This window comes from Mycobacterium europaeum, from assembly GCF_034555895.2.
Lineage (GTDB): Bacteria > Actinomycetota > Actinomycetes > Mycobacteriales > Mycobacteriaceae > Mycobacterium > Mycobacterium europaeum.
In genome coordinates, this window is sequence record NZ_CP157316.1 from 16,653 (window position 1) to 32,394 (window position 15,742).

At 65.3% G+C, this 15,742-nt stretch carries 17 protein-coding genes; 11 read left to right on the forward strand and 6 right to left on the reverse strand.

Annotation, left to right across the window (positions count from 1 at the left end; genetic code table 11):
* The first annotated feature begins 23 nt into the window (after nucleotides 1-23).
* The 4 genes from U8D42_RS27100 (at nucleotide 24) to U8D42_RS27115 (ending at nucleotide 4,699) form a co-directional block, all read left to right on the forward strand.
* Nucleotides 24-650, forward strand: a complete 627-nt coding sequence (locus U8D42_RS27100) for a hypothetical protein (protein ID WP_231614246.1) — start codon at nucleotides 24-26, stop codon at nucleotides 648-650.
* 50 nt (nucleotides 651-700) lie between these two features.
* On the forward strand, nucleotides 701-2,080 hold the full coding sequence (locus U8D42_RS27105) for a hypothetical protein (protein ID WP_244184952.1): 1,380 nt from the start codon (nucleotides 701-703) through the stop codon (nucleotides 2,078-2,080).
* 776 nt (nucleotides 2,081-2,856) lie between these two features.
* Complete coding sequence (locus U8D42_RS27110; RefSeq protein WP_158086678.1) at nucleotides 2,857-3,117, forward strand: DUF4333 domain-containing protein; 261 nt, start codon at nucleotides 2,857-2,859, stop codon at nucleotides 3,115-3,117.
* A 112-nt stretch (nucleotides 3,118-3,229) separates the two neighbouring features.
* Nucleotides 3,230-4,699 (forward strand): peptidase, encoded by a 1,470-nt coding sequence (locus U8D42_RS27115; protein ID WP_047323672.1) that lies wholly within the window; start codon nucleotides 3,230-3,232, stop codon nucleotides 4,697-4,699.
* Nucleotides 4,700-5,109: 410 nt separating this feature from the next.
* Here the strand turns inward: U8D42_RS27115 and U8D42_RS27120 are convergent, their stop codons facing one another.
* Nucleotides 5,110-5,370, reverse strand: a complete 261-nt coding sequence (locus U8D42_RS27120) for a hypothetical protein (protein WP_074020917.1) — start codon at nucleotides 5,368-5,370, stop codon at nucleotides 5,110-5,112.
* A 7-nt stretch (nucleotides 5,371-5,377) separates the two neighbouring features.
* Between U8D42_RS27120 and U8D42_RS27125 the strand changes: the two genes are divergently transcribed.
* Nucleotides 5,378-5,947: a sensor domain-containing protein gene (locus tag U8D42_RS27125; protein ID WP_074020913.1), complete on the forward strand. Its 570-nt coding sequence runs from the start codon at nucleotides 5,378-5,380 to the stop codon at nucleotides 5,945-5,947.
* 94 nt (nucleotides 5,948-6,041) lie between these two features.
* Here U8D42_RS27125 and U8D42_RS27130 read toward each other — a convergent pair whose 3' ends face one another.
* On the reverse strand, nucleotides 6,042-6,407 hold the full coding sequence (locus tag U8D42_RS27130) for a hypothetical protein (protein WP_047323669.1): 366 nt from the start codon (nucleotides 6,405-6,407) through the stop codon (nucleotides 6,042-6,044).
* A gap of 3 nt (nucleotides 6,408-6,410) precedes the next feature.
* Nucleotides 6,411-6,995, reverse strand: coding sequence for a DUF4333 domain-containing protein (locus U8D42_RS27135; RefSeq protein WP_231614245.1), 585 nt, complete (start codon nucleotides 6,993-6,995; stop codon nucleotides 6,411-6,413).
* Nucleotides 6,996-7,344: 349 nt separating this feature from the next.
* On the opposite strand from U8D42_RS27135, the gene U8D42_RS27140 reads away from it, so the two are divergent.
* Nucleotides 7,345-8,475 (forward strand): helix-turn-helix domain-containing protein, encoded by a 1,131-nt coding sequence (locus U8D42_RS27140; protein ID WP_158086677.1) that lies wholly within the window; start codon nucleotides 7,345-7,347, stop codon nucleotides 8,473-8,475.
* Nucleotides 8,476-8,580: 105 nt separating this feature from the next.
* On the opposite strand, the gene U8D42_RS27145 is transcribed toward U8D42_RS27140, so the two are convergent.
* From U8D42_RS27145 to U8D42_RS27155, 3 genes are all read right to left on the reverse strand, one after another.
* Nucleotides 8,581-8,862, reverse strand: coding sequence for a hypothetical protein (locus tag U8D42_RS27145; RefSeq protein ID WP_052955331.1), 282 nt, complete (start codon nucleotides 8,860-8,862; stop codon nucleotides 8,581-8,583).
* A 357-nt stretch (nucleotides 8,863-9,219) separates the two neighbouring features.
* Nucleotides 9,220-10,059, reverse strand: coding sequence for a sensor domain-containing protein (locus U8D42_RS27150; protein ID WP_047324250.1), 840 nt, complete (start codon nucleotides 10,057-10,059; stop codon nucleotides 9,220-9,222).
* 9 nt (nucleotides 10,060-10,068) lie between these two features.
* Nucleotides 10,069-10,437: a WhiB family transcriptional regulator gene (locus tag U8D42_RS27155; RefSeq protein ID WP_158086684.1), complete on the reverse strand. Its 369-nt coding sequence runs from the start codon at nucleotides 10,435-10,437 to the stop codon at nucleotides 10,069-10,071.
* 377 nt (nucleotides 10,438-10,814) lie between these two features.
* On the opposite strand from U8D42_RS27155, the gene U8D42_RS27160 reads away from it, so the two are divergent.
* From U8D42_RS27160 to U8D42_RS27180, 5 genes are all read left to right on the forward strand, one after another.
* Nucleotides 10,815-11,870, forward strand: coding sequence for a sensor domain-containing protein (locus tag U8D42_RS27160; RefSeq protein WP_167385568.1), 1,056 nt, complete (start codon nucleotides 10,815-10,817; stop codon nucleotides 11,868-11,870).
* 88 nt (nucleotides 11,871-11,958) lie between these two features.
* Nucleotides 11,959-12,720 (forward strand): sensor domain-containing protein, encoded by a 762-nt coding sequence (locus U8D42_RS27165; RefSeq protein WP_158086685.1) that lies wholly within the window; start codon nucleotides 11,959-11,961, stop codon nucleotides 12,718-12,720.
* A 131-nt stretch (nucleotides 12,721-12,851) separates the two neighbouring features.
* The gene (locus U8D42_RS27170; RefSeq protein ID WP_075630228.1) at nucleotides 12,852-13,241 is read left to right on the forward strand and encodes a hypothetical protein; all 390 of its coding nucleotides are present in this window, start codon (nucleotides 12,852-12,854) and stop codon (nucleotides 13,239-13,241) included.
* A gap of 17 nt (nucleotides 13,242-13,258) precedes the next feature.
* Entirely contained in the window at nucleotides 13,259-14,536 is a 1,278-nt protein-coding gene (locus U8D42_RS27175) for a DUF7373 family lipoprotein (protein WP_231614292.1), read from the forward strand.
* Nucleotides 14,533-15,741, forward strand: coding sequence for a DUF7373 family lipoprotein (locus U8D42_RS27180; RefSeq protein ID WP_047324256.1), 1,209 nt, complete (start codon nucleotides 14,533-14,535; stop codon nucleotides 15,739-15,741). Before U8D42_RS27175 ends, U8D42_RS27180 begins: the two co-directional genes overlap by 4 nt.
* Nucleotide 15,742 lies beyond the last annotated feature (1 nt).

Here is a 15,742-nt window from a genome sequence, read left to right on the forward strand (position 1 = left end):
TGACAGGTCGGTATGGTTTTTCCATGTCGATGCCTGTGGCCCCACCAGTGGATTCGGTGGTCCTCGTGCCTGAGCGGATGCCTGCGCTGCCGCCGGCCCGCGAGTTCCTCACCTCAGCTGGGTTCGGGGGCGCTGCGGCGTTGCTTGCGGCACTGTTGTTGGCTGCGGTGATCCTGATTGGCTTCTGGCGTGCATCCAAGCGGCAAGAGAGCCACAACCGTCAAATTCGTGAGGCCGAGCAACACAACACCGCGGTGGACCGATGCTGGCAGCGGCTGGTGTGGGTGGTGGAAACGGCGGGGATAGAGCCGGCGGCCAGCCGAGGCGCCACGGTGGATTTGGGGCCAGAACTGGCTCTAGAGCTGTTGCGGGGTTTGTTACGCGACGCCGAGAGTCTCGGTGACGCCACGCTGACGGGCGCGGTGACGGTCTACTTGAGCCAGTTTTCGCAGGTGTTGGCCCAGCAGGGCAGCGTGGCGTCCGAGCCGTCCGTCCCCTCGGCCTCAGCTGAGCCCACGCTCGCTGACGCTCCCTCCGGTCCGAGGGAGACCGTGCAGTCATCGGGCTCACCGGCGCAAGGTGGCGATACCCCACGCCCCCGGCCCGCCAAAGAGGTGGCCGCAGCTCAGGGCAGGCGACGCCGTCAATGACACATCTGCGTCAGCACATCGAAGAACTCGACATCGACCGATGGGCAGCGGTGACCAAGCAGGCCGCGACGGCCGCGGTCGATGCTGCCCAGCGGCTTGGCAAGCCCGCGCCGGCGCAGTTGGCCGCGGTGGCCGCGATGAGCGAAGGCGAGCTGATCGAACATCGCAACCGTAGTGGGCCAGCACCAAAACGGCTCTCACCAGCGATGCAGCTCGTCGAGGCGGACCATTTGCGGGCTGTGGCCGAGCACCAGGCGCGCCAGGCCGAACAAGACAAGCGTGACGCTCAAGCAGCCGCGCACATGGCCCGCGCCGAGGCCGAAGAGGCCGCCCAGGCCGCCGCGCAAGCCCGCGAGCAGGCGCGGGCAGCAGACAGCGCAGCCGCACGTCAGGCTGTCGAACACGCCGCCGAACTGCGCAGCGCCCAACAAGCTGCCGAAGAATTACGTAGCGAATTGGATCGGGTCCGCGCCGACGCCGCCGCCGAGGTCGCCGCCGCACAGGAGCAGGCCCGCGCCGCTGACCGACGGGCCGAAGAACGTGCGGCCGAGCGGATCGAAGAGCGCACGGCGGCTCAGCGTGCCCTCGAAGAACTCCGCAACGAGCTCGAACGGGTACGCGCCGACGCGAGCGCCGAGGTGGCCGCCGCCGCCGAGCAGGCCCGCGCAGCTGACACGCGCGCCGAACAGCGCATGACCGAGCGCGCCGAAGACCGCAGAGCGGCTCAGCAAGACTTGGAAGAGTTGCGCGGCGAGCTCGAACGGGTACGGGCGCTGGCCGCGGCCGAGGTGGCGGCCGCCCGGGGCCAGGCCGACGGTGAGGTGTCAACCGCCCACGCTGCGCTTGCTCGGGCACGCGCAGAAGCCGACGACGCCATCGCCCGTACGAGCGAGGAAATCGAGCAGCTGCGCGCCGAATGCGCGGCGGAAGTGGAAGCGGCGCGTGAGCAGACAGAGCAAGCGCTGGCGTCTCTGTACGCCGCCCAATCCGAGGCGGCGCGGGCACGCGCTCAAGCCGCGCAAGCCCACCCGTCCGCTGAGCTATTGCTGAGTGTCCCTATTCCGGCCGCAGAAATACGCGGTCACACCGGCTATGTCGAAGACGTCCTGACCACGGTGCGGGATCTCGACCTCGCGCTCGAGACGGCGCTGGGTGGCGGCGCCAGACCAGTTGATGCACAGGCGGTGGGCGCCTTGGTGTCCACGGTGCAACGCCAGTCCGGCGATCTCTCTGAGCACTTGCGGGCGTTGACGGCGCAAGGTAGCGATGCCGTGCACGTCTACGTCGAAGCCGCCACCCGCGCCTATGGCGGGCTTCTTGCTCGGATCGCGGCGGCAACCGAACAACTGGCCCGAGAAGGTCGCACCGACCCCGGCGTGATTGAGCGGGTGACCGCGATGCTGGACGCGCATCCGTGGCGGTCCCGTTGATGCCGGCCGCCGCCGTGATAACCCGTGAGCCGCAGATGGAGAGCGCGATGCCCACTTGGCACACCAGGCACCTTCACCCGCTGGGTAGCGACCAGAGCATGCGGGCATGATGGCGCACAAACCCGACGATGGCGAGACCACCAGCCCGTCAGGCTCGTTGCCGTCCGGGGGCCGCGATAGCGCCCAATCCAGCTCTGCTGCAACGCCTGACGACGCGGAGCGCACCATCGTCGTATCCCGCAAGTCGCACGCCGACGAAGAAACCACCGTCGTGGGGAACAAAAAGCCGTTGGTTGACGATCCAGAAAAAACCCTGGTGGCGCCCACACCCAGAGCGCCGCAACGCAATAACGACACCGACAACCCAGACGCGAGGCCCCGCAGTGAGCCAGCCCGGGCGGCGTCCGATGACCAGGACGAACAAACCGTCTACCAACAACCCGTCGTCCACCCGGGCAGCCGTGCGCCAACTGGGCCGCCGCCTGCGACACCCCCATCGCAGCGCCACGGCCCCGACCCGGCTCCGAGCTTCCCGCCGGCAGGGCAGCCCCTCCCGCCGTCACCAGGTCTTGCCCAGCAGCCCGGTTTCGCGCCTCAACCGTTCCCGTATGGACAAGCCAACCCGTACGGTCATCCGCCGCCCGGTCCATACGCCAGCCCGCCCTATGGTCCCCCTGGGTCCGCAGGACGCCAGCGATCCACGCAGTCGACTGCCCTGTTGTGGGGTGGAGTCGGATCGGCTGCTGTCGTCCTGGCAATAGGTCTTAGTGATCGGGTTGTCCAATCCCGACTTGCTGTTGACGAAAAAGCTCGACGTCCAGGCCGCCCAATCGGAAATCGAACGAGTGCTGACCGATGAGATCACTGGCTACGGGGATAAGAACGTGGCGGATGTCAATTGCAACCACGGTGAAAACGTCACGATAAAGCAAGGCAACAGTTTTACCTGCCAGGTCAATGTCGACGGCGCCCCGCGACGCGTCACCGCCACTTTCCTGGACAACAACGGGAATTTCGATGTCGGTCGTCCCGACTAACGAGAATAAACCCACAGAGTTTGTTCGCCGAGACCGTATCCTTAAGCCCGACCCTTGGCTGATGCCGCATCAATTCACCCATTAGCACGAACATGGAAAATAGGGGTGCCACGTGACTGGATGGCTCCGTACCGCCGCAGCGACCGCGGTGAGCGTCGTCGTCGTGATCGCTGTGGCCACCGGATGTACCACCGTCGTCAAAGCCCACGGCTCATCCATGTTGTATGACCCTTTTCACGTCGGCGGCCTTCTGGCGGTAGACGGGCCCAGCGGCCCGCGCAGCGACGCGCCGCCACCGACTGGCACCGTGAAGAACACCAACCACGGGGACGAAGACAAGCTGGTACTGCTGTCAATCAACGACATTCAGGATTTTTGGCAATCCAACTACAGCAAATCATTCAAGGGTGACTTCACGCCCGTCGAGGAGCTCATCTCCTATGACTCCGAGGATCCAGCCAGCCCGATCGTGTGCCATCAAAGAACCTACAAACTGGTCAACGCGTTGTTCTCACCGCGCTGCAATCTGATTGCCTGGGACCGCGGCGTGCTGATCCCCACCGGCAAGACCTACTTTGGTCCGATGCCGGTCACCGGAATCTTCGCCCATGAATACGGCCACGCCATTCAGAATATGGCCAAAATCATCGGTCGGGACACCTCGACGATCGTGCGCGAACAGCAGGCGGACTGCTTTGGCGGGGTCTACATGCGCTGGGTAGCCGAGGGAAAATCGACGCGCTTCACCCTCAGTACCGGTGACGGGCTCGATCACGTGTTGGCCGGCCTGATGACTATTCGTGACCCGATCCTGACCCCGCAAGATCAGGAGTTGATCGAAGAAGGGCACGGCACCGCACTCGACCGGGTCAGCGCTTTCCAGATGGGATTCGTATCCGGGGCGTCGGCCTGTGGCGTGATCGATGAGAACGAGGTCAAACAGCGTCGGGGGGACCTGCCGATCGCGTTGACCTACGACCAATCCGGTCGGCTCGAGACGGGGGAGGTGCCGATCAACGAGCAGACCATGTCGTCGCTGATGGACACCCTCAGCGCCATCTTCGCCCCAAAAAGTCCGCCACAGCTGTCTTATAGCGGCGGCAATTGCCCTGATGCGCAAGCCCACCCGCCCGCGTCTTACTGCCCGGCCACCAACACCATCGCCGTTGATCTGGCGCAGCTGCAGAAGATGGGTGCACCCGCTGACGAGCAGTCCGGCCATGTGTTGATTCAAGGCGACGACACCGCCATGTCGGTCGTGATGTCGCGGTATGTCCTTGCGGTACAACACGAACGGGGCCTGAAACTGGACTCGCCGGTAAGTGCACTGCGGACCGCTTGTCTGACAGGGCTCGCGCACCGCAAAATGGCCGGTCCGGTGTCGCTGCCATCTGGCAATGGCCTGACGTTGACTGCCGGCGACCTCGATAAGGCCGTCGCGGGACTGCTCACCAACCACCTGGTGGCCAGCGACGTCAACGGGCAGACCGTGCCCGCCGGGTTCACCCGGATCACCGCGTTTCGCTCTGGGGTTGTCAGCAGCAATGACGACCTGTGTTACCAACGCTTCCCCGACGCCTGAGATCGGAGTTGACAATCGTGGGCCGCAGGCGGCGCCAAAGCCGTCCATCTTCGGGTTGACGGCCTTTAATGCGCAATCCCACTGAGCAATTCACCGCTTTGAGGCAGGCTTACCAACATGAGTGACGAATGGGGGCCCGGGCCTGACGACGAAACGATGAGCGCACACAAGTTTCGCGGCGAGGAGACGATGGACCTATCGCATACCCGGCCGCCGCAATACCCGGTGCCACCGTTCCCGCCGAGTGGATCGCCCGCGCCTCCATCGGGCCCGCCGCAGCATGGGGCGCACGTCGGCCGACCGCCTGGCGCTTCCCCGCCCTGGCAAGCCCCGCCGCCTGGCCCCTCGCACTGGCAGGTTCCGCCAGCCGCGCCGCCATGGCCTGTGCTACCCGGGCAACAGCCGCATCCCTACCCGGCCGGCGCAGTCGGGATAGGTCCGGGCGGATACCCGCCACCGCGGCGCCGTCCGCGTTGGCCATGGTGGGTTGCGGGTGCGGCCGCCGTGGTGGTGACGGGGCTGGTGATCACGCTGGTGGTGCTGGGCAGCAACGAGTCAACAACGACACCGAAGTCAGCGGCGCCGTCGTCCACCCGTGTCCCTTCCTCGAGCAGACCCGCGCCGACGTCATCGGCGACGAGCGCCCCGCCAGCGGCGCCGCCGGTAGACACCGCGGCCTTGCCCAGTCTGTTAGCGTCTGCCGAACAGGTCAGCAACATACTCAACCATGTGCAGATGAACCCGCGTGAGGTGTCGACGTCGCTTTCCTCGGATGCGTCGATAGACCCGGCCAAGTGCGCAAGCGCCGTGGCGCCGGCGTTAGAAGCCACCTACACGGGGTCGGGGTATACCGGGGTGGCGGTCCAAGGGTTGATGGAACCCAGTCCGGGACGTCATAAGGTTATCCAGGCTGTCGCTGCGTTCCCGGATGAGGCCGCCGCGCAGCAGTTTCGAGCCGAGCAGTTATCGGCGTGGCAGGGGTGCCGACTTACCGACGTCACCGTGTCCTTTCCCGGCGGCCAGCCGGCTGACCACGCCACGATCACCATCGTCAGCGACACAGACGGTATCGCCAGCACCGTCCTGTTGCCCGCCGGGGCAACAGGACACAAAGATAGCGAATGCGAACGTGCGATGGCCGTGCGGCGCAACATCATTGCCGATGTGCGCGTGTGTGGGCAAAACACCATCACCGCGGGCGTCATGCTGGTCCGGGCGATCAACGACAACATCACACGCCACCCCTAGCCTAGCCGCGCGAGACGCTGGGGATGGGACGTGCTCGAGACCGTATTCATGCACGATGCATTCGTCGAAACACAGTGCAGCACAGTGCAATGGCCTAGAAAACCAGCCCGTAGCAGAGCCACACAACCAGTAGCACCGGAATGATAACCGCTAGTGTGATTGCCGCAACCACCTGCACGAAGGGGTGCGGGCGCACGGCGACCGTGCTTGCGCCAAGACCCGCCGCGACGGGAATCAACACGGTCGCGGCGAGGACCGCGATGCGGCCCGAACGCACGACACTGCCCGAATTTGGTGGAAAATAACCCTCTTCGAGCTTGACTGCGAACACCCAGTTGCCCAACACGTTGAACAAGAGCAAGGCGATCAGCGACATGACCGCCAGCCCCAGCAGTGCCAGGCCTGCCCCTAAAGCGTTGCGGTAGCGCGGTTTAGGCGGGCCGGGGTCGTCGAGTGGCATGTCTTAGACCTTCGTCCCCTTCGGGGCGTCGATCTCGTAGCTACCGGCGTCATCGGTGAAGGTGACCACGAACTGGTGTTTGATGTGGTCGATGGTCGCCTGGCAGGTGAAGGTATCACCCTTGACGATGGTGGGGTTGTGTCCGTCGTTGCAGGTCACGTCGCTGACGTTTCTGGCCCCGTAACCGTTTGGGTCCGATAAGACGTGAGTGACCGCGGCCTGCACCGCCGTGACGTCGAGTTGTTTGGTCATGAAAAAGCCCGGCGCGCAGAATCCCGTGATGAGCACAGTCGCGGCGATCACGGCAAGCGCTGCACCCAGGTACAGCGGCAGACGTTTGCCGCGCACAGCTGCCCGGGCCCGGGGAGCGCGTGGAGGGAACGGGGCTGGCCCCCAAACACTCCCACCACGGTTGGGCGGGTAGTGGTGCGGGTAGGGCATCGGCCCGCGCTGAACCGGCCCCGGGAACGGTTGTAGGGGGTGCAGCGCCTGGATCGGCGGCCCGTAGGGATGCTGGGGGCCGACGGGCGCGAGGCCCGGTGTGGGCGGGTAGTGCTGTGCTGGCGGGGGCGGCTGCAGGTGGCGCATGGGGAAACCTCTCTGACTGCGGCTGCCGGCGACGGACACCACAGCCTTGCGCTCAACACTAACGCAAGCACTAAACATGGCGCAATGTTCAAAACCATAGCACCGAGCTATCGGATTACCCCGGAGTATGTCCACCCAGCCGGGTGGGCGTAACGCCTATCGGGGTAGTAAAACCGCTGGATGGCAGCTGTCAGCGTCACCGGTCACGCTCTGTGTATGCGCGGAGGCGATGCTAACAGGGATCGCGGCCATGCACTGTTTCATTAGAGGGCGCATGGCCAAGGGGTGTACCCTTCCACCGAGCGCTATGTTTGATAACACCGCAGCAGCGCGGACGAGGGAGCGACAATTGACAACCAGCCAACTGACCAACATGCCCACGCTGATTGCGCGGGTAGGTCGGGCGACTCACACCCTTAGCCCGGCGGCCGGCGTGGCTTTTATCGGTCGAGAGGCCGGGGCCGCGGTCGGCGTGGATGACGAGCGTGTCTCGCGGCGGCATGTTCGCCTCGAACCCCAACCCGCGGGCTGGCAGGCCATTGACGCCAGCACCAACGGAATGTTCGTCGATGGCGTGGCGCGCAGCGCGGTGCTCATTACCGGTGCCACGACCCTGCACCTGGGGGCACCTGACGGGGTGGAAGTGCGCCTTACCTTGGACGTTGCACGTGATGAGTCGACCCAGTCATTGAGTCCGGTTCAGACCGAATACCCGTCGTGGGACGGCGAAAGGGATCCTGGGGTGGTGCGCGCGGGCCGCGCGGTCGCTGAGCGCCGCCAACAATTACGGCTCTCTCAGCGCGAAATCGACCGGCGCGGAATTCTCAACGCGAGCGCCCTGCTTAAGTTCGAAAAAGGTGTGAGCTGGCCACGTGCAAAAACGCTGGCGAAGCTGGAAGAGACTTTGGGGTGGCCTTCGGGCTACATCACAAGCCTGCGGCGAGGCGCTGCTCCGGCGTTGCCCGTGTCGCCCGCCCCTGTTCTGATGCCTGCTACCCGTGAGTCGGTCAGCGACGAGGCGACCGAGGTGTTGACCGAGTCCATTCAGGCGCCGATGATGGCGCGGACGGTGGAATTGGCCATGGAAACCCTGGGCACGGCCATCGCTGATTTGCCTGACCCAACCGCGCCGGGGTTCATCGCCAAAGCCACCACCATCCTGGCTGATCTACGCAAGCTTGAGGGGCTTGCTGCCAGCGCTGCGCGCCACGCCACGGGCGGCCCTGAGGCCGTGAAGGCATTGAGTAGGGTGCGGCGCAGCTACAACGATGTGATGATGCGGGCTGCTGGCTCGCCGACGGCCACTTTGGGCCAGCGGCTTTACGGGGCCCGCCACCGTGCAGAGCTAAGCCTGGAGGAGGCCGCGACTGGCGCCGGCTTGCCCCTAGCAGTGCTTCAAGATGTCGAAGCCGAACGTCCCATTGCGCCCGAAGTCGCACAAGCGATCGAGAATCTCATCGCCGAGTTGACGATCACGTAACAGGAAGTGCGCGCGGCTCGACGTCGCGGCCGCGTCGTCAGAAAGCAACCAACCTCACGCAAGCTAGGTAAAGGTCGTGGGGTTGGCTGGCACGGTGGGCTGAATTCACGGAGCGCGTTGGGCGGTGTAGGCCTGGGTGGCTTGGCGGTGCAGATGCTTTCGCGCACTGTGGTTTTCGACTAAGGCAACCCAATTCCAGATCAGGGCTGACCCCACGCTCCACCAACCGGCGAGCAAATTGTGCAGCAAAGCATTGCGTAGCGCGGCCTCGCATTGAGCGAGAGTCCCTGTGACGGTGTAGGTCTGGTTGAACATGAGGATGATCGCGCCGGTGTGCTTTCTGATGCGCACCTGAAACAGGCGTTGATCGCCGGCTGCGGGGTGCATCGGGTGGCTCGCCTGCGATGACGGCGGGACCGGCCAGGGCGCCGCGGCGGCAGGTGGCTGTGGGGGCGGGGGATAGACCTGCGACGGGACGTAGGGATGTGCCGCAGGGGGGTAGGGCTGCACACCGGGCGGGTACGGCTGCGCGCCGGGCGGGTAGGGCTGCGCGCCAGGGGGGTACGGCCCCGCGGCGGGGGGATAGGGGCGGGGTTGCTGGTGTCCGTATGGCTGGGGGTACCCGGATGGTTGCTGGTTGGCATTGGGCCAAGACATAGTCGCTCCGTAAGGGGTAGGATATCGAGGGGAATGGGGCTGGCCCGCCGTTCGTGGCGAGCCGGCGTCAAGTCCCTTGGGGCGCGCTCAGTCTCGGGAGATCCCAGCGGTGGTTTTGGCCACGATGTCGCTTGCTTGCGTGGTGGTGTCCAAGCCACACCAGAGAGCGTCGATGATGACGTTGTTGGCGATCCCCATGGCACGTTGGCAGCTGGCGACGCTCGGGCCTGAGTGGGTCTGGGTGGCGGCCAAGGTGGTGTCGGTGCTCTGTGGCTCGCCGAGATTCCAGGTAAGGGGAGCATGGCCGGGTGTGATGACGGTGATTGACTGGTTGGCGCAGCCCGACCAGCGTGTCTTGGCTTGGCTGAAGAATTGCTGGGCTGAATCGGCGTCGCGGAAGCCGATCAGGGCTTGCATCAGCGCGTGCTTGGGCGCAACGGGTGCCGCGTCGTCAAGTATTTGGCCTTGCAGCGCGGTCCAGTTACTCCCTTGGTAGACGGCGGCTTCGGCCGGTTGGTAGATGTCTAGGCAGCCGGGATTGGACACTGTCTCCTCGTCGTGCCACATCTGCGAGATCGGCTTGCGCACGGCCATGGCGGTGGTGTGCGCGATGGTGTTGACGTCGCTGTCTTTGAGCAGCAGATCGGCAAGGTGCTGAGGCAAGACCGCCGGTGGTTGCCAGCGCCCCAGATCGGGTGCGGCGCTGGGGTGCCCGGCTTCTGTGGTGGTGCAGCCGGTCAGTAGTAGGGCTAAGGCGGCGGCGGTGAGGATGGTCGAGCGCACGGTGGCGGTCAGGCGCGGTGTGCGGCGACCTGTGGCGTGCTTGGCGGTGCCCGATCCACGGGCCGGGCCGCAGACGGGGAGTCGTTGGCTGGCGCTGTCGTCGACGCTGGCGATCGCGCGAGGTTCTGAAATGACGGTACTCATGGGGCTCTCCTATGCGGCGCCGGCACGAAAGCTGGGGGATTGGTGGTGGGTCTCGGTGTGTTCGGCGGGCTGCGGTAGCGGGGCCACCGCAATATCACCGATCTCGGCGTGGCGACGCCGCTCAAACTGGGCGGCCAGGAATGCGTAGACGGGTTTGAGGTCCTGCGGGTAGTCGCCGGGCAGGATCACTCCGCCCCAAACGCCGTGGGTGGCGCCAGTGGCGACCGCGTTGTAGCCGCAGCGGCCCAGAAAGGGGCATTCGGCGCACCGCTTGATCGCGCGGTGCCGGCGGCGTGCATCGAAGAACAGCTCGGGGTCTTGCCGGCAGGCCAAATCTTGGTTCGTGTGGAACAGGCGCACGTCAGCTGGCAGCTGCAAAGACGCGAACGGTCTTGCAACAGACCGGGTCTCGCTGGGGAGAGGAGGGAGGTTTGTCATCGGGGCGGTCCTTTCGTCTTTGGATGCTGGCGGGGGTCGTGATCGAGGTCGGGCGTTTGGTGAACGACGCGGCGCTTACGTGGGTGCTGGTGTCCGGTCCCGGTTGGGATGACGCAGACGCTAGCAATAAAAACACAGCAGTGCAATGTTTCAAAGCATTGCGCCCTGTTTCATGCTGTGTTTCAATGTGGGGCATGCAAATGAACGACTTCGCGCCTGGCGGCTGCGGCAGCGGCCCGGCCGGCGCTGATAACGGTCACCCCACCGCAGCGACCGACCTTTGCGCCACGCCGTCACCTACTCCTGGAGGACACCGAATGCCTGACCAGCCCAACGTGCCGATCACCCGTGCCGCGCATGACGCCCCAACATCACATGTGGTGCCGCAGTGGGCTGCGGCTCCCGCTGACTCCCAGGCCGAGGCAATTGATGTCTACCAACCCGGTCAACGGCCGGCTTTCGGCCCTGGCCCGGGCGAGGAGATCACGACTGTGTTGCCTCGCCGGCCTATCGGTTTTGCGGGGCCGGCTTCGATACCGCCTGCAGCACCGGGAATGCCGGCGTGGGGCGCGCCGGCCGGCTATTCGCCGTCGCCGTCCCGGCCCGCACCGAACCGTCGCCGGCTGCCGTTGGCGTGGATAACGGCTGGGTCCGCAGTCGTAGCCACCGCCCTGTGCGTCGGGCTCGTGATCAATTTCGCCAGCGGCTCCGACGGACCCGCCGACGTGAGGATCGCTCCGCGCTCGAGTGCCACGTCAACCGCGCCCAGCCCCAGCTCCACACCTGCGGCAACGATGCCACTCTCTGCGCTGCCAGGCGTGCTGCTGGATGTGACGACCCTCAACAGCATGCTGGGCGTCTCAAATCTCACGCCTAGGGCCGACGTGTCGCGGAATGACACGCTGGCCTTCTCCGGCGGGGACAACGATCACCCTGAGTGCGGCGGCGTCCATCACCCGGCGCTGCAACGAGAACTCGACAACAGCGGCTATCTGGGGGTGCGGATCCAAGCGGTCTCAGACCCGCGCATGACCGAGAACATCGTCGATGACGGAGCGATCTACTACTCAACGGCTAAGGCGGCCAACGACTTTGTCGACAAGCAAGCCCAAGCCTGGGAGAAATGCAACGGCATCACGCTGCATCCCGACCCGGCCCTTCATGACGGAATCTGGATGGTAGGCACCGTCGCCAATCGTGGCGGCATGGTCAGCGTCATCAATACCCAGGAAGGCGCCGAGGGTTGGCAATGCCAGCGGGCGCTTACCGCACGCAACAACGTCGTCATCGACGTGAACAGCTGCGGTTTCAATCGCAACGATCAGGCCATCGCCATCGCCACCCGCATGGCCGACCGCGTCACCCCGCATTAACCTCTGCCGCCGATGGTGGGCGGCCTCAAAATCGGCTGGCAATGCACTCACCGTGTGGCCGCGAGGCTGCACAAAGAAAGGAATGACGATGACCAGGATGTGGTTGTCGCCCAGGGTTATTCGGCTTGCCTTGCTCGTGGTGTCCTCGGTCTTGATCACGATGACGGTCGGGTGCACCGATGTTGTCCACGGCGCGGTGCGGGCAGCACCCAACCTTAAACCTCGCGCCCTGACCGGCCAGGTCATCAAAGACGCGATGCTGAGCGACACCGAGCTCTCGCACGTATTTACTCAGTCGTTCGAAATCGACCGGGCACCTGTATTCGGCGGCCCCGGGGAGCTGTTCTGGGATTGGCCCGGCGCTAGACAAAGCGATTGCGCGGGGCTCAGCCACATCCTGATGGGTGAGGTGTACACCAACGCCCAGGTCCTCAATGTCGCGCACGAACAGTGGTGGGACTCGCACGCCGATCACGATCCGACGGTGATTGACCTGGAGGAGGGTGTGGTTGCGCTGCCGACAATGGCCGCCGCCGATGCGCTGTTCGCGAAGTTCACCGAGCAATGGACCAGATGTGTTGGCGCACGCGTAGATGCCGGCGTGGGTTATCACTACGAGGTCGGCGACGTGCATGCTGACGCCTCTGTCGTGGAAGCCACCGTGGCAAACCAAGACCAAGAAACCCGGTTGCGCGAGATGCATGCGCTCGGGGCGCGCGACAACTGCATCGTCGAGGTCTCTATCACCTACTTCCGCGACACTGCTGCTGCTGCTACTGCACCCGCCCCAGGCCACAGCGCGGGCGACGTCACCCGACTGATCATGAACAAAATTGGCGATCGCGCCTGACGTGCTGGTAGCAGCGGCTACCATTTTCTGATCTGGTTCCAGACCGACACAGTCGCGCGGCAACGCGGCAAAGGGGGAGAGGGATGGGCACACACGGCGTAGCCGATCCCGAGGGATCACCCAGTGCGCTCGTGACCGCAGCGATGAGCCAACCGCGAGCCCGCCATCTCAACTCCGCTCAGCGGGCCCGTCTCCAACGCGCGGCGCGCGATGCCGCGCTGCTCTACCCTGACAATTCCGACCTGCAGCAGTGCGCCATCGACGCCGCACTCGACTACCTCAACGACAGTGCTGACCTGGACGCCGACGGCGCCAAATGGCACCGAATCCGCCAGGAAGAGAGACGACTTGGTGCCCGGGTACGACAGCTGGCAGTGATGGCGGTCGCCGACAAAGCGATTTCAGAACGCCGGGCGGCTAGCGCGATCTTCGTCGATCGCATGGCCTTGCGCCGCTGGTCGGGAAAAACAGGCCACTCGCGAAAGACGGAGTCACCGCGGGGTCAGGAATCATCCCGGTGACACCGACACACCGAACCATGGCTCACACCGCGGGGATGTATGCACGCTGGAGCGCATCACTGCCGCTACTGACCGCCCTCATTACCGCGGGGATCGCGCTCAGCAGCGGCTGCTCGTCGGTCGTGACCGGTAACGCCGTGAAGTCCGGCGGCCCAGCACCGGCGGCGGCCAACGCGGCGCTGCTCGACCCCGGCAACTATCCGCGCCGACCCCGACCGCCATTGGGCAACGTGGCCGATGACGCCGCCGGGCACCGCGTCGAAGCCCAGCGCATGGCCGACATGGTAACCGGACCCTGGCAGATCGATGACAAGCTCATCAGCCCGACGAACGCGGAAATCGCACCCACCACCGCCATATCCGACCCGGGCCGGCTTTCGGTGCTGGTGCGCGGCGAAACAATCGCCCCGATCGCCACCGCACATCACTTCGTAGCCGGCTTCGTCAGCGGCCGCGCCACCCCGCCACCACCGAAAGGACAGGCCGACAGCGACAATCCCAAGATCCTGGACAACGGAGTGTTGCGCTTCCCCACCACCCAAGACGCCGCCGACGCCGCAGCCGCCATGGGCGCAGCCGACTTGGCCACCGTGCGCCCAGGCAACATTTGGGCCACCCGACTCCCCATTCCGCGCTACCCGGCCGCGGTGGCCGACGTTGCCGCCCTCTCAGGAGGCTTTGAAGCCGAATCGTTCACCGCGCACGGACCCTACGTGTTCTTCCAGTTCGCCGGCTCCAAAGAAAGCGCCGCCGCAGCCGCCGACATGATCGCCAAAACCCTGGACCTGCAAGGCCCTTCGGCCGACCACTTCCAAGCCACACCTGTAGACCAGCTGGCCTCCTTGCCCGCCGACCCGACCGGGCTGCTGGCCCGCACCGTGCCGGCCACCGAGCCCAGCATCAATCAGTCCGCGGTCTACTCCCCGCACGCCTCCCTGCATTTTCGGTCTGACCCAATCGCTACCCAAGCGATGTACAACGACGCCGGCATCGCCCGCGTCGCCGTCGACCGCACCACCGTCTACGAGGCAGTCGATACCACCGGCGCCCAGCGCGCCGCCGACGGTCTCGTGCGTATCGACGTCCCGTTCCTGGGCTACCACTCCGCGCCCGGCATCAACGGGCTACCCTCAGCGCGCTGCTTTGACCGCGGATCCGACAGCACCGACCTGGGCGCCGTGCGTTTCCTGTGCATCGCTACCGCCGAGCGGTACGCCTTCAAAGCCACAGCGGCCCAAGAGGTCGAAGCCCACCAAGTCATCGCCGCCCAATACCTGATGCTGACCACATCATGAAGGTCCGCGCACTCACCTTGATCCTCGCCGTCGCGGCCGCGGCGATCACGGTGGCATGCAGCACGACGATCGCGGGCAGCGCCATCAAAGCCCCGGGAGAGGCCAGTTCGGACGGTGTCGATCTCGCATTGCTCGATGTCGGGAATTTTCCCACCGCCCCGCGCCCCCCGATCGGCGTGGCCAGCGACGCGCTGCAAGGCGGGTGGGCAGAAGGGCGCCGCCTGGCCAGCGCTGTGGTGGGCCCCTGGGAGGTCGACCCCGACCTGATCGACTTCGCGCAAATGGAATCCGGCGTGGTCAAAGACACTGACGCGGTCAACTCGCTGCTGGGCGCCCCGCTGGGTGAGGCCCTTAACGGCCACCACTTGCTGGCCGGGTTTTCCAGCGCCCGTCACACCGACAAAGGCGCCTACAAAGACCTGCTCAACATGGTGTTGGAACTGGCCAGCCCCGCCGACGCCACCGCCGCGATCGCCGACATGGCCGCCAAAGGCGCGTCCTTGACCATGCCATTCGACACCAAACCTGTCCCCACCCAACCAGTCTCGATTCCCCGGTACCCCGCAACGACTGCGCTGAGCTACACCTGGACCGCGCACTACCCCGAACCCGGGGGGCCGCGTTTCACGGTGACCGCCCTCAGCGCTCACGGACAATACGTGTTGGCACAAGCCGCAACGTCGGCCGACAACGCCGATAGGGCAGCCCAATTGATCGCCACCACCCTCGATGTACAGCAGCCGCTGGTCGACCAATTCAAACCCACGCCACCTGATCAGATGGCTCAACTGCCGCTGGATCCTGATGGCCTCATGGCGCGCACCGTGGCACCCCGGCAAGAAAACGAGTCGATCAGCGACGGCGTCTATGACGCGCACGGCGCCCTGCACCTGGCTCCCGACGACCCGGTGCATTTGGCGGCGCTGTTCAAATCCGCTGCCGTGCAACAGGTGGCCTGGGTGGTGGAAACCAGGATCTACCAAACCCCGGACAGCGGCTCAGCCGCGCGCCTGGTGGCTGACATGACCGGCCCGAACCAGGTTCGCGGGATCAGTGGCATGCCCAAAGCGAAATGCTTCAACGAGACCCTGGCCTACTGGTGTGTGGCCCGCGCGGACCGCTACGCCTACGAGATGCAAAACGAACAAGAACACGCACTACATCAGATGATGGCCGCCCAATACCGCATGCTGACCGGAAAGTAAG

Excerpts from the sequence above, each read along its gene's own strand:
- U8D42_RS27100 (WP_231614246.1), top strand. The coding sequence starts at position 24 with ATGTCGATGCCTGTGGCCCCACCAGTGGATTCGGTGGTCCTCGTGCCT.
- U8D42_RS27130 (WP_047323669.1), bottom strand. The coding sequence starts at position 6,407 with ATGCCACTCGACGACCCCGGCCCGCCTAAACCGCGCTACCGCAACGCT.
- U8D42_RS27135 (WP_231614245.1), bottom strand. The coding sequence starts at position 6,995 with ATGCGCCACCTGCAGCCGCCCCCGCCAGCACAGCACTACCCGCCCACA.
- U8D42_RS27145 (WP_052955331.1), bottom strand. The coding sequence starts at position 8,862 with ATGCACCCCGCAGCCGGCGATCAACGCCTGTTTCAGGTGCGCATCAGA.
- U8D42_RS27150 (WP_047324250.1), bottom strand. The coding sequence starts at position 10,059 with ATGAGTACCGTCATTTCAGAACCTCGCGCGATCGCCAGCGTCGACGAC.
- U8D42_RS27160 (WP_167385568.1), top strand. The coding sequence starts at position 10,815 with ATGCCTGACCAGCCCAACGTGCCGATCACCCGTGCCGCGCATGACGCC.
- U8D42_RS27165 (WP_158086685.1), top strand. The coding sequence starts at position 11,959 with ATGACCAGGATGTGGTTGTCGCCCAGGGTTATTCGGCTTGCCTTGCTC.
- U8D42_RS27175 (WP_231614292.1), top strand. The coding sequence starts at position 13,259 with ATGGCTCACACCGCGGGGATGTATGCACGCTGGAGCGCATCACTGCCG.
- U8D42_RS27180 (WP_047324256.1), top strand. The coding sequence starts at position 14,533 with ATGAAGGTCCGCGCACTCACCTTGATCCTCGCCGTCGCGGCCGCGGCG.